Genomic DNA, 12947 nt, shown 5'->3' with positions numbered 1-12947 from the left:
GGCGGGGCGAGGTCCGTCAGGGAGTCGCCGCTCCACTCGTCGGGTGGTGGACCGTCGCGTTCCAGCCAGCAGAGCAGTTCTGCCTCGGTCAGTGGGTCGGGATCGTCGTCGTCGAGCTCGCCGGCCGGCACCCGGTCCTCCAGCTCGGCCGCCCACGGCGCCCGGTCGGCCGCCGCCGGCCGCGACGCGGCGAACTCCGCCACCGCCCGCGCCCGCAGCGCGGCCTGCCGGGCGATCCCCCGGTCGGCGGCCTGCACCGCCCCCAACGGCCCCGACGACAGCGCCACCGGCGAAGCCAGCCCCGGCTCGGCGGTCAGCACGTCGTCCACGCGTTCGGTCACACGTTCGAGCAACCGGGCGCACAAGCCCCTGAGCTGCGAGAACACCGACAAAGCGCAGCGGAACGACGTGGTCTCCCCGGGAGATCGGCTTCGTCGGGACGGCGGGCGCGGTGTCCAACGCCGTCTTCCACGCCACCGGCGTCCGGGTGCGGGAGCTGCCGGTGACCCTGGACGAGCTGCTGCCCGGACTGCCCCTTCGGCTCCGGCCCGCGCCGGCCGCCGTCCCGGCTGCCTCGCTCCCCCGACCCGTCCTATCGTGCAGGTGTGGCAGCGAAGGACCTCCAGGACCTCGTCCGGCGTCGCCTCTGGGAGGCGCGGCTCTCGGTGTACGGGGCCTCGCGGCGCGCCCGGGGGGCGATCGCGCCCGAGGTCATCGAACGGCTGGGCCGCTCCCGCGGCCGGGCGTTCATCAGCCCTCAGCTGGCCGGGCACCTGGCCCGGGCGCTGGACGTCCCGGAGAACCGCGTGCGCCGCGCTGCCGGCCTGCCGGAGGTCCACGACCCGCGCGTGGACGAGCCCACCGGCCCGCACCTGCGCCTGGTCACCGGGAAGAGCTGACCGCACGGCGCCGCGGGGTCAGAGCTCGAGCCGCACGAGGACCTCGTCGCGGACGTCGTCGGCCGACAGCCGCAGCGCGCCGGGCCAGCGCCCGACCTCGACCCAGCCGAGGTGCGCGTAGAGGTCCTCCAGCCCCGCACCGCCGCGTGCCTGCAGGTGCAGCGCGGTCAGGCCCAGGTCGTCCCGGGCCGCCCGCGCCGCCTCGGTCACCAGCGCCCGGGCCACGCCGGTCCCCCGGTGCGCGAGCGCGGTCTGCACGCGCGACACCGACGCCCAGTGCGCGGTGAGCCGGGCCGCGTTGCCGGTGACCAGCAGCCAGCCGGCCAGGTCGCCGTCGGCGGTGGCCACCAGCAGCCGGGACAGCCGCGGGTCCAGCCGGCCGGCCATCTCCTCGACCGTCCGCGCCACGTCGGCGGGGTCCACCGGCGGGAACGGGAAGCCGACGGCGCCGCCGGCGTCGGACACCGCGCGCCAGCACTCCGCCAGCGCGGCGCGCAGCGGCGGCGTCACCTGCCCCGGCGCGGTCAGCCACCGCAGCGCCACCTCGCTCACTCGCCCAGCCTGCCCGAGGCGGGTGGGGCCGGCGGGGCGGACGGACCGGTCCGCGCGCCGCGTGACGCACGCCACGCACCGGCCGCCGCGGAGGACGTCCGCGCTGGTCAGCGACGTGTGGGCGGTGCCGTATACGTCGTCGGCGGCGAGGCGCGCGGGAGGTGGCCGGTTGGGCGTGTCTCCGGCGGCGCAGGCAGGATGGGTTCCGAGATGGCGAGCGCAGCACGGGCCGGGGCGGTCGCCCCGCAGACGACCAGCCGACCGCTCCGGGCGTGGCAGCAGGCCGCACTCGACAGGTACGAGGAGCAGGCGCCGAAGGACTTCCTGGTCACCGCGACCCCGGGCGCGGGCAAGACGACCTTCGCCCTGACGCTGGCCGCGCGGCTGCTGCAGCGGCGCGAGGTCGCGCGGGTCATCGTCGTCTGCCCCACCGACCACCTGCGGCTGCAGTGGGCCGACGCCGCCGACCGGCTGGGCATCGTGCTCGACCCCGGGCTGACCAACGCCGTCGGCCCGGTGCGCGCCGGCACCCAGGGCTACGTCACCACCTACGCGCAGGTGGCCGGCAAGCCGATGCTGCACGCGGCCCGCGCCACCGCCGTCAAGACGCTGGTGGTCCTCGACGAGGTGCACCACGCCGGCGACGGCCTCTCGTGGGGTGAGGCGATCGAGGAGGCCTACGGCTTCGCCGCCCGCCGGCTGTGCCTGACCGGGACGCCGTTCCGCACCAAGGTCGACGAGCGCATCCCGTTCGTCCGCTACGAGGAGGACGGCTTCGAGGGCGACGCCGCGGAGGCCGGCGCCGGGCTGGTCAGCCGCGCCGACTACACCTACGGCTACAAGGAGGCGCTGGCCGACAGCGTCGTCCGCCCGGTCGTCTTCGCCGCCTACACCGGCACCTCGCGCTGGCGGAACTCCGCCGGCGAGGTCGTGGCCGCCTCGCTGTCGGAGGCCGGCACCCGCTCGGTGGAGATGGCCGCCTGGCGCACCGCGCTGGACCCCAAGGGGCAGTGGGTGCCGCACGTCATCGCGGCCATGGACGACCGGATCACCCACCTGCGCGAGGAGGGCGGCATGCCCGACGCCGCCGGGCTGATCCTCGCCAGCGACCAGGACGACGCCCGCGCCTACGCGAAGATCGTCCGGCGGGTGACCGGCAAGGCGCCCGAGCTGATCCTCTCCGACGACCCCAAGGCGTCGAAGAAGATCGAGCGCTTCGCGACCGGGTCGGCGCGGATCGCCGTCTGCGTGCGGATGATCTCCGAGGGCGTCGACGTCCCGCGGGCCGCCGTCCTGGCGTGGATGACCTCCTACCGGACGCCGCTGTTCTTCGCCCAGGCCGTCGGCCGCGTCGTCCGCTCGCGGGCGTCGCACGAGACCGCCACGGTGTTCCTCCCCGCGGTCCGGCCGCTGCTGGGGCTGGCCGCCTCGCTGGAGAAGGAACGCAACCACGTCATGCCGCCGCCCAAGGCGCAGGACCCGGAGGCGCTCGACCTCGACCCGCTGCCGCCCGAGGAGCGCGAGGCGGTGGGCCTGAAGCAGTGGGAGGCGCTGGAGGCCGACGCCCGCTTCGCGCACGTGCTGCACGGCGGCACCGCGCACACCGGCGCCGGCTCCGGTGCGGTGGCGGTCGCGCCGGAGGACGAGGACTTCCTCGGCATCCCCGGGCTGCTCACCGCCGAGCAGACGGCGTCGCTGCTGGCCAGGCGCGACGACGAGCTGCGGCTGCGGATCGCCCAGCGCTCGCACCTCGACGACGACACCGGTGAGCTGCCGCTGGTCGAGGACCACCCCGACGAGGACGACGCCGGCCGCTCGTGGCGCGACGCCGCCGAGCTGCGCCGCGAGATCAACCGCCTGGTCAGCCGGGTGTCGGCGAAGACGTCGACGCCGCACGCCGTGGTGCACACCCAGCTGCGGCAGTCGGTGCCCGGCCCGCCGTCGGCCTCGGCGTCGGTCGACGTCCTCCGCGCCCGCCGCGAGCGCCTCCGCACCATGCTGTGAGGCTGTGCACTTCCGCGGAAGTGCACGCCGCTACCCCGTCGGCAGCAGGCCCCTCGACGCGGCGACGGCGACCGCCTCGGTGCGGCTGCCGGCGCCGAGCTTGGCCAGGATGTTGCTGACGTGCACGCTCGCGGTCTTCTCGCTGATGTAGAGCTCCGCGCCGATCTGCCGGTTGGTGCGGCCGCGGGCCAGCAGCGCGAGCACCTCGGTCTCACGCGGGGTGAACACCGCCGCCGTCTCCACGACGCGGCCGGTGCCGGGCAGCTCCAGCCGTGCCCGGCGGGCCAGCGCGGTCACCGCGGCCAGCAGCGGCGCCGCCCCCAGCGCGCGGGCGGTGTCGGCGGCCGACCGCAGCGGCCCGGCGGCGCCCGACCGGTCCCCCGCCGCAGTCAGCGCCTCGGCCAGCCGCCACCGGCTGCGCGCCTGCTCGTACACGTGCCCGTAGCCGAACGCCTCGACCGACGCCGCCCACCGCTCCGGCGCCGCCTCCCCGGCCAGCCGCGCGGCCTCCGCGTCGAGGCGGGCGATCCAGGCGGCGGCCTCGACGCCGTACCCGCCGACCTCCCGCTCGTGGTCGGCGACCGCCGCGCGGGCCCGCGCGACCAGCTCCTCCCCCGCCGCCGCCCACTCCGCCTCCGCGGTCGCGTCGCCGGCCAGCCGGGCGGCGGCCGCGGCGTCGGCCACCGGTGCCAGCGCGGTCGTCACCAGCCGGACGACGGCGATCCGGTCGGCGCCCCACAGCTCCTCCAGCCGCGCGTCCGCGGCGCGCGCGGTGGCCAGCGCGGCCGCCGGGTCCTGCGCCCAGGCGGCCAGCTCCAGCTCGGCGCCGGCCGTGGACACCAGCAGCAGCGCGTGCGCGCCCAGCCTGCCGACCAGCCCGCGGGCCCAGGCGATCCGCGCCGCGACCCCCGTGTCCCCGCGGCCGACCTGCACCAGCAGCCCCGCGGCGCGCACGTGCGCGGCCATCTCCGGCACCCGCGCCAGCCGGTCGGCCAACGCCAGGCTGCCGTCCCAGTCGCCGAGGACGTACCGGGACAGGACGCCGAGGTGCCGCAGCTCCGCGGCGTAGAAGGACCACTCGACGCCGAGCCCTCCCGCCCGCGCCAGCCCCGCGTCGCTCCAGCGCAGCGTCTCCTGCGACGCACCGTCCTCGTAGGCGACGATCGCCAGGTTGAACAGCACCCGCATCTCCACGTCGGGGTCGCCGGACCGGCGGGCGCGGGTCAGGGCCTCCTCCAGCCGGGTCCGCAGCTCCCGCCCGCCGCGCGAGCGGGCCAGCGAGACGGCGACGTCGGCCCACGCGCTGTCCAGGCCGAGCGCGTCGGCGGCGGCCAGCGCCTCCTCCGCGGCCGCCTCGGCCTCCGCGCGGCGGCCCATCTCGTAGCAGGCGCGGGCGTGCGTGGCCGCCGCCCAGGTGCGCACCGGCGACGGCGGTGACGCGGGCACCAGCGCCATGGCCGCGGTGGTCTCGCGCAGCGCGGAGGCCTGGTCCTCGACGCGGGCCAGCGCCTGGGCCAGGGTGTAGTGCACCCGCGCCCGCAGCTCGCGGTCGCCGTCGGGGCCCAGCACCTCCTGCGCCGCGCGCAGCAGCGCCACCGCCCGGTGCAGCTCCCCGCCGCGGCGGGCGGCGGCCGCGGTGTCCAGCAGCAGCTCGGCCTGGCCGCGGCCGGCCCGCCCGGCGGCGTCGGGCACCGCCGGCCACAGCGCGAGCGCCGTCTCCAGGTGCTGCAGCTGCTCGGCCGGGGCGCCCACCCGCCGGGCCTCGTCGGCGGCCTCCAGCGAGGCGGCCAGCGCGCCGGCCAGGTCGTTGCTCTCGCGCAGGTGGTGGGCGCGCTCGGCGGCGGTGCCGGCCGACGGGACGGCGGCCAGGTGCGCGGCGACGGCGGCGTGCAGCCGCACCCGCTCGCCGGGCAGCAGGTCGGCCAGCACCGCCTCACGCAGCAGTGCGTGGCGGAAGCGGTAGGCGCCGTCGGGCGAGACGACGAGCAGGTGGGAGTGCACCGCCTCGGCCAGCGCCCGCTCCAGCTCGGCGGCGTCCAGCCCGCCGACCGCGGCGACCAGCTCGTGCCGCACCCGCCGTCCGGCCACCGCCGCCACCCGCAGCACCTGCTGGGCGGCCGGGCCGAGCTGCTCGACCCGGGCGAGCAGCACGTCGGTGAGGCCCAGCGGCAGCGTCTCGCCGGCGAGGCCCGCGGCCAGCAGCTCCTCGGCGTAGAAGGCGTTGCCCTCGGCGCGGGCCACCACGTCGTCGACCGTGCGGTCGGGCACCCCGGCGGCCAGGCCGCGCACGAGCTCCTCGACCGCCGTGTCGGGCAGCGGGCCGAGGTCGAGCCGCTCGACCCCCGGCAGCCGCACCAGCTCGGCCAGCAGCGGCCGCAGGGGGTGGCGGCGGTGCAGGTCGTCGGAGCGGTAGGAGGCGACGACGGCGACCGGCTCGTCGGCCAGCCGGGCGAGCAGGTAGCGCAGCAGGTCGCGGCTGGAGCGGTCGGCCCAGTGCAGGTCCTCGAGCAGCACGAGCAGCGGCGTGCCGGCCGCGAGCCCGGCCAGCGCGGCGGCGACCGCCTCGAACAGCTGCAGCCGCCCGTCGTCGACCGGCGGGCGCAGCGCCGCGATCGGGCTGCCGAGGTCGGGGGCCTCGGGCTCCCGTGCCGCCGTCGCGCGTGCGGCGAACAGGCCGGCCGCCCCGTCGCCGAGGTCGGCCGCGACGGGACGGAGCAGGTCGACGAAGGGCAGGTAGGGCAGGCCGACCTCGCCGAGGTCGACGCAGTGCCCGGTGAGCACCCGCAGCCCGCGGCCGGCGGCGCGGACGGCGAGCTCGTCGAGCAGGCGGGACTTGCCGACGCCGGCGTCCCCCGCCACGAGGACCGCGGACCCGCGGCCGGCCCGCGCACGGTCGACGGCGGCGAGGAGGGTGGCCAGCTCGTCGGCCCGGCCCACCAGGGGTCGCTCGTCCCACCGCGGCACGGCGCCGATCGTGGCACGCGATGCCGACGGGGCGGCCCCCGCGGACGCGGGGACCGCCCCGTCGGGGGCAGGGGGGACCTTCCTCAGCGGGACCGCCGCAGTCGCCACGGGCCGCGGCGCGTGCGGGCGCGGGTGCCGTGCCCGAGGGCCTGCAGCACCTCACGCCGGTAGGCCAGTTCCGCCTCGAGTCCGGGGTTGGGGTAGGTGGTGTGCACGACCGTCTCCTCGTGTCGTCGTCCCGGTGTGGACGACGACCACGGTCGGTCTGAGGTGGGGTCCCGGGCATCGGGCGACCGGGCACTCCTCCCGCACCGCCGGCGTCTGAGGCCCCTCAGACGACCTCAGGAGAGGCTCAGCGCAGGTCGGTGCCCCTCGTCTCGGGCAGGGTGAGGATGCCGAGGAAGGCGACCACCGCGGCGCCGGCGACGTACCAGAAGAAGACCGTCGGCATGCCCCGGCTGGACAGCGCGGTGATCACCAGCGGCGCGGTGCCGCCGAAGATCGCGACCGTCGTGTTGTACCAGGCGCCGATGCCGGTGGCCCGCAGCTCCGTCGGGAACAGCTCGCTCATGATCGCCGGCGCGAGCGAGGCCATCGCCGCGTAGAGGCCCAGCCCGACGCAGAAGACCACGATCAGCGACGGCAGGCTGTCGCGCACGAGGTAGGACAGCGGGACGACGAGCACCGCCGTCGCGGCCGACCAGGCCAGCAGCACGGGCTTGCGGCCGATCCGGTCCGACAGCGCGCCGTAGGGGTAGCAGAGCGCGATGAACAGCGCCGTGCCGATCGACAGCGCGATGAAGACGTCGTTGCCGTCGGCGTCGCGGAAGTTGACGGCGAACGGCGTCAGGGCGCTGAAGAAGGTGTAGTAGCTCAGCGTCGACAGCAGCGTGAACGCGCACAGCTGCAGGACCGACCTCGGGTGCTCCTTGATCGTGCGCAGCAGCGGGTTGGTGGTCGCCCGCGCCTTCTCGGCGTTCTCCTCGAAGCTCTCGCTCTCCACCAGCGACCGACGCAGCCACAGGCCGACGAACCCGAGCAGGCCGCCGACGGCGAAGGCGATGCGCCAGCCGTAGGACTCCAGCTGCGCCTCGTCGAGCACCGCGGTGAGCAGCACGCCGAGCAGCGAGGCCAGCAGCAGCGCCGACCCGGTGGAGATGTAGAAGAACGCCGAGTAGCGGCCTCGGCGCTCCGGCGGGGCGATCTCGGCGAGGTACGCCGAGGCGCCCGACACCTCACCGCCCAGGCTGAGCCCCTGGGCGATGCGGGCGACCAGCAGCAGGGCCGGCGCCAGCCACCCGACGGCGGCGTAGGTGGGCAGGACCGCGATCATCAGCGACCCGCCGGCCATGAGCAGGATGGTCAGCAGCATGCCGGCCTTGCGCCCGCGCAGGTCGGCGAAGCGGCCGATGACCACCCCGCCCAGCGGCCGGAAGAAGAACGCCAGCGCGTAGGTCGACGTCGTCCCGATCAGCGACAGCGCCTCGTTCTCCGACGGGAAGAACTGCCCGGAGAAGTAGACGAGGAAGGTCGCGTAGACCGTCCAGTCGAACCACTCGACGGCGTTGCCGATGCTCGCCGAGACCAGCGTGCGGACCGGCAGCTGGTGCTGCTCCTCGGCCCCCTGCCGTCGAACGCTCTGCGCCATGTGGAGCCACGCTAGTGACGAGGGACACGTCCGGCACGGCGAGATGGGCGCGCGGGGGCACCGGGAGGCGGGAAGGCTGGGGGACGACGAGAGGAGCCCCCGTGCCCGAGCTGCCCCCGACCGTCTTCGTCCTCTTCGGCGCCACCGGCGACCTGGCCGCGCGCATGGTGCTGCCGGCCTTCGACCGGCTCGACCGCCGGGGGCTGCTGCCCCGGGACTGGCGGCTGGTCGGCAGCGGCCGCGGCGAGCGGTCCGACGACGACTTCCGGCAGCTGGTCCGCGACGCGCTGGCCGAGCACGGCGACGGCGCGCCGGCCGACGGGCTGACCGACCGGCTGCGCTTCGCCGGCGGCGGCTTCACGCCCGAGGACCCCGGGCAGCTCGCCGACGCGGTCGCGCAGGCGCGGGAGGAGCTCGGGGACGGCGCTCAGCTGGTGCACTACCTCGCCGTCCCGCCCGGCGCCTTCGAGGGGATCACGCGCGCCCTGGACCGCCACGGCCTGGCGGAGGGCAGCCGCGTCGTCTACGAGAAGCCCTACGGCACCTCTCCCGGCGGGTTCCGCGAGCTCGACGAGCTCGTGCACTCGGTGTTCGACGAGGAGCAGGTGTTCCGCATCGACCACTTCCTCGGCAAGGAGGGCACCCAGGACCTGCACGTCCTGCGCTTCGCCAACGGCCTGTTCTCCTCGGTGTGGAGCCGCGAGCACGTGGCGCAGGTGCAGGTCGACGTCCCCGAGACCCTCGACGTCGCCGACCGCGCGGAGTTCTACGACGCCACCGGCGCCGTCCTCGACATGCTGGTCACCCACCTGTTCCAGGTGGCCGCGGAGGTGGCCATGGAACCGCCGGTCTCGCTGACGCCGGCCGACCTGCAGGAGGCCCGCGAGGCGGTGCTGGCCGCGTTCCGGCCGCTGGCGCCCGAGGACGTCGTCCTCGGCCAGTTCGAGGGCTACCGCGACCTCGACGACGTCGCCGGCGACAGCCGCACCGACACCTTCGTCGCGGCGCGGCTGTGGGTCGACACCGACCGCTGGCACGGCGTCCCGTTCCTGCTGCGCACCGGCAAGCGCATGGCCGAGGGGCACCAGAAGGTGACGCTGGTGATGCGGCGTCCCGACGGGCCGGTGGGCGCCCTGCCCGGCGGCGGGAACACCGTGTCGCTGTCGCTGTCAGGGGCCGGGGCGCTCGACCTCGGGCTGGTGGCCAAGCGCCCCGGTCCGGACCTGGAGCTGGCGGTCGCCGGCACCTCGCTGGACCTGGCGTCCGTCCCCGGCGGGGAGCCGCTGCCGGCCTACGCCTCGCTCATCCACGACGTGCTGGTCGGCGACCGGTCGCTGTTCACCACCAGCGCGGGGCTGGCGCAGGCCTGGCGGGCGGTGCAGCCGGTGCTCGACGACCCGCCGGAGCTGCGGCCCTACGCGCCCGGCTCGTGGGGGCCGGCGCAGGCCGCCGCGCTGGCCGACCCGTGCGGGTGGGCGCTGGGGAGCTGAGGTCCGGGCCGGGCTCTGGTCGCCTCGCGGCGAGAAGCACGATGCGGCTCCGGACCCCCGACCGGAGTCGGGGCGGTGGTCCACAACGGCGGTATCCAATTGGCACCCGGGGACACAGAGTCGCCCGGCCCGGACGGTTCCGACCGTACCCCTCCCGCGGCGCTCACACACGCCGATCGCGGGGTGTCAGACTCCGGCCGTGGCCGACCTGACCCGCACCGAGGCCGCCGTCCTGGACGCCGTCGACGAGGCCGCCGCCGTCGACCTGCTGTGCCGCCTGGTGGCCGTCCCCTCGGTCGGCGGGACGGCGGCGGAGGGCGAGGTGCAGTCCCTGGTCGCCGGTGAGCTCGACGCGCTGGGCTGCGACGTCGACCGCTGGGCGATCGACCTCGCCGCGGCCGCCACCGCCCCGGACGCGCCGGGCCAGGAGGTGCAGCGGGAGGAGGCGTGGGGCGTCGTCGGCACGCTGCCCGGCGACGGCGACCCGGCGCTGGTGCTGTGCGGGCACTCCGACGTCGTCCCGACCGGCGACCGGACGCTGTGGGCCGGCGACCCGTTCACCCCGCGCCTGGCTGGCGGCGCCGTGCACGGCCGCGGCACCTGCGACATGAAGGGCGGCCTCGTCTCCGCGCTGGCCGCGCTCGCCGCGGTCCGGGCGGCGGGGGTGCGGCTGCGCCGGCCGGTGGCGGTGCACAGCGTCGTCGGCGAGGAGGACGGCGGCCTCGGCGCGTGGGCGACGCTGGCCCGCGGTCACCGCGGTGACGCCTGCGTCATCCCCGAGCCCACCGACGGCGCCGTCGTCACCGCCGCGGCCGGGGCGCTGACCTTCCGGCTGGAGGTGACCGGCGCCGCCGCGCACGCCGCGATGCGCGACCGCGGGGTGAGCGCCGTCGAGCTGTTCGCCGACGTGCACGCCGACCTGCGCGCGTTCGAGGCCGAGCGGCAGCGCACCGCCGACCCGCGCTTCACCGGCGAGCGGTACCCCTTCGGGCTGTCGATCGGCACGGTGCGCGCCGGGGAGTGGGCGTCGACGGTGCCCGACCGGCTCGTCGCCGAGGGCCGCTACGGCGTGCGGCTGGGCGAGCCGGTCGGGGACGCCCGTGCCGCGTTCGAGGGCCGGGTCGCGGCGTTCTGCGCCGGGCACCCGTGGCTGGCCGCGCACCCGGTGCAGGTGTCCTGGGCGGGCGGCGCCTTCGCCAGCGGTGAGCTCCCGCCGGGCTCGGCGCTGCTCGGCGAGGTGCGTGCCGCCGTCGTCGACGCGGGAGGCCCGCCGCCGCCCGAGCGCGCCGTGGCCGCCGGCACCGACCTGCGCCTCTACGCCGCCGCGGGCGTCCCGGCACTGCACCTCGGGCCCGGCGACCTGCACCTGGCGCACGGCCCGGCCGAGCGGGTGCCGGTGGCCGAGGTGACCGCCGTCGCGCGGGCGCTGGCACTGCTCACCCTCCGCCGCTGCGGGGTCGCGTGATCGCCTACGAGGACTTCGCGGCCCTGACCGGCGACTCCCCCACCGCGCGCACCGAGTGGGCCGCCGTCGTCGCCGCGTGGAGCGAGCCGCACCGCCGCTACCACGACCTGCACCACCTGGCCGCCGTCCTGGGCCTGGTCGGGGAGCTGTCCGCCGCGGCCGACGACCCGGCCGCCGTCGCGCTGGCCGCCTGGTACCACGACGTGGTCTACGACCCGCGCCGCGAGGACAACGAGCGGGTCAGCGCCGAGCGGGCGCGCGCCGGCCTGCGCGGGCTGGTGCCCGCCGCGCGCCTCGACGAGGTGGCCCGGCTGGTGCTGCTCACCGCCGGGCACGACCCCGCGCCGGGCGACGCGGACGGCGCGGTGCTGTGCGACGCCGACCTCGCCGTGCTGGCCGGGCCGCCGGAGTCCTACGCCGCCTACGCCTCGGCGGTGCGCGCGGAGTACGGGCACCTGTCCGACGAGGACTTCACCGCCGGGCGGATCGCGGTCCTGGAACGCCTCCTGGCGCTGCCCGCGCTCTACCGGCTGCCGGCCGTGGCCACCGACTGGGAGCCGCGGGCGCGGGCCAACCTCACCGCGGAGCTCGGCCTGCTGCGGTCCCGCGCCTCTTGACGCGCAGGCCGGCGCCCACCAGCCGGGCGAGCAGCTCGCGGGCGCCCACCGGCTGCGCGCCCGCGGCCACGGCGACGTCGTAGAGGTCCTCGGGGACGTCGTAGTGGTCGCCCTGGAAGACCCGGCGCGGGATGCCGAGCTCGGCGGCGACGAAGGCGTGCAGCTCGTCGTGGGAGACGTCGCTGACCAGGTGCGACCACCGGCGGCCGCGCCATGGCCAGACCGGGGGGTCGATGAGCACGGCCACGGAGTGCAGTCTGCCGGGCGCCGACTAGCGTCGTCCGGGTGAGCAGGGAGATCCGCTGGGGCGTCGTCGGGCCGGGGCGCATCGCGCAGAACGTGATGGGCGACTTCGCGCACGTGGAGGGGGCGAAGCCGGTGGCCGTGGCCTCCCGCTCGGCCGAGCGCGCGGAGACCTTCGCGCAGCAGCACGGGCTGGAGCGCGCGTACGGCTCCTACGCCGAGATCCTGGCGGACCCCGACGTCGACGTCCTCTACGTCGCGACCCCGCACCCGCAGCACCACGCGGTCGCCCTGGCCGCGATCGACGCCGGCAAGGCGCTGCTGGTGGAGAAGGCGTTCACCGCCACGACCGCAGGGGCCGCCGAGGTGGTCGACCGGGCCCGCGAGCGCGGCGTCTTCGTCATGGAGGCGATGTGGACGCGCTTCCAGCCCGCCGTCGTCGCGCTGCGCGAGCTGGTGGCCGACGGCGCGATCGGCGAGGTCCGCTCGGTGCAGGCCGACCTCGGCGTCGACCGCGCCTACGACCCCGCCGACCGGCTCTTCGCCCTCGAGCTCGGCGGCGGGGCGCTGCTGGACCTCGGCGTGTACGTCGTCTCGTTCGCGCAGATGCTGCTCGGCGCGCCCGACACCGTCACCACCGCCGGCTCGACCTACCCGACCGGGGTCGACGCCGAGGCCGCGCTGCTGCTCGGGTGGGACGACGGCCGCACCGCCACGCTCACCACCTCGCTGCGCTACCCGACGCCCGGGCAGGCGCGGGTCTTCGGCACCGGCGGCTGGATCGACGTCCTCCCCCGCTTCCACCACCCGGACACCATCGTCCTGCACCGCACCGGCGCCGGGCCGGAGACCATCACCCGCCGGCCCGACGGCGTCGGCTACTCCCACGAGCTGGCCGAGGTCACCGCGTGTCTCCGGGCCGGGCGCACCGAGAGCGCGGTGATGCCGCTGGCCGACACCCTCGCCGTCCAGGACGTGCTGGGACGCGCCGCCGAGCAGCTCGGCGTCGCCCATCGGGAGGATCCCGACGCGCTCGCTGTGTGACGCTCCACGTTCCGCGGTGTG

11 protein-coding genes are annotated in these 12947 nt (G+C 76.9%); 6 read left to right on the top strand and 5 right to left on the bottom strand.

Going from position 1 to position 12947, the window contains the following annotated elements; genetic code table 11:
• Window positions 1-605 precede the first annotated feature (605 nt).
• Window positions 606-899 carry a hypothetical protein gene (locus JOD57_RS15640; RefSeq protein ID WP_204692856.1) on the top strand — a complete coding sequence of 98 codons (294 nt, stop codon included), beginning with the start codon at window positions 606-608 and terminating at the stop codon, window positions 897-899.
• A gap of 18 nt (window positions 900-917) precedes the next feature.
• Here JOD57_RS15640 and JOD57_RS15635 read toward each other — a convergent pair whose 3' ends face one another.
• Window positions 918-1451, bottom strand: coding sequence for a GNAT family N-acetyltransferase (locus JOD57_RS15635; protein WP_204692855.1), 534 nt, complete (start codon window positions 1449-1451; stop codon window positions 918-920).
• A gap of 210 nt (window positions 1452-1661) precedes the next feature.
• On the opposite strand from JOD57_RS15635, the gene JOD57_RS15630 reads away from it, so the two are divergent.
• Complete coding sequence (locus JOD57_RS15630) at window positions 1662-3455, top strand: DEAD/DEAH box helicase (protein WP_204692854.1); 1794 nt, start codon at window positions 1662-1664, stop codon at window positions 3453-3455.
• 30 nt (window positions 3456-3485) lie between these two features.
• Here the strand turns inward: JOD57_RS15630 and JOD57_RS15625 are convergent, their stop codons facing one another.
• From JOD57_RS15625 to JOD57_RS15620, 3 genes are all read right to left on the bottom strand, one after another.
• Window positions 3486-6419, bottom strand: a complete 2934-nt coding sequence (locus tag JOD57_RS15625) for a helix-turn-helix transcriptional regulator (RefSeq protein ID WP_204692853.1) — start codon at window positions 6417-6419, stop codon at window positions 3486-3488.
• Between the two features lie 83 nt (window positions 6420-6502).
• Window positions 6503-6634 (bottom strand): hypothetical protein, encoded by a 132-nt coding sequence (locus tag JOD57_RS26385; protein WP_275582090.1) that lies wholly within the window; start codon window positions 6632-6634, stop codon window positions 6503-6505.
• A 137-nt stretch (window positions 6635-6771) separates the two neighbouring features.
• Window positions 6772-8067 carry an MFS transporter gene (locus JOD57_RS15620; RefSeq protein WP_204692852.1) on the bottom strand — a complete coding sequence of 432 codons (1296 nt, stop codon included), beginning with the start codon at window positions 8065-8067 and terminating at the stop codon, window positions 6772-6774.
• Window positions 8068-8168: 101 nt separating this feature from the next.
• Between JOD57_RS15620 and JOD57_RS15615 the strand changes: the two genes are divergently transcribed.
• From JOD57_RS15615 to JOD57_RS15605, 3 genes are all read left to right on the top strand, one after another.
• Window positions 8169-9557, top strand: coding sequence for a glucose-6-phosphate dehydrogenase (locus JOD57_RS15615; RefSeq protein WP_204692851.1), 1389 nt, complete (start codon window positions 8169-8171; stop codon window positions 9555-9557).
• A gap of 199 nt (window positions 9558-9756) precedes the next feature.
• Window positions 9757-11022 carry an ArgE/DapE family deacylase gene (locus JOD57_RS15610; RefSeq protein WP_204692850.1) on the top strand — a complete coding sequence of 422 codons (1266 nt, stop codon included), beginning with the start codon at window positions 9757-9759 and terminating at the stop codon, window positions 11020-11022.
• Window positions 11019-11639 carry an HD domain-containing protein gene (locus JOD57_RS15605; RefSeq protein WP_307824718.1) on the top strand — a complete coding sequence of 207 codons (621 nt, stop codon included), beginning with the start codon at window positions 11019-11021 and terminating at the stop codon, window positions 11637-11639. Before JOD57_RS15610 ends, JOD57_RS15605 begins: the two co-directional genes overlap by 4 nt.
• On the opposite strand, the gene JOD57_RS15600 is transcribed toward JOD57_RS15605, so the two are convergent.
• Complete coding sequence (locus JOD57_RS15600) at window positions 11599-11886, bottom strand: DUF4031 domain-containing protein (RefSeq protein ID WP_204692849.1); 288 nt, start codon at window positions 11884-11886, stop codon at window positions 11599-11601. The genes JOD57_RS15605 and JOD57_RS15600 overlap by 41 nt on opposite strands.
• A 38-nt stretch (window positions 11887-11924) precedes the next feature.
• Here JOD57_RS15600 and JOD57_RS26955 point away from each other — a divergent pair, with 38 nt between their 5' ends.
• Complete coding sequence (locus tag JOD57_RS26955; RefSeq protein ID WP_204692848.1) at window positions 11925-12926, top strand: Gfo/Idh/MocA family protein; 1002 nt, start codon at window positions 11925-11927, stop codon at window positions 12924-12926.
• The last annotated feature ends 21 nt before the right edge of the window (window positions 12927-12947 follow it).

Origin of the sequence: Geodermatophilus bullaregiensis (genome assembly GCF_016907675.1) — a bacterium.
GTDB lineage: Bacteria > Actinomycetota > Actinomycetes > Mycobacteriales > Geodermatophilaceae > Geodermatophilus > Geodermatophilus bullaregiensis.
The sequence above is the reverse complement of the archived record's forward strand: the minus strand, read 5'-3'. Positions and strand labels throughout refer to the sequence as shown.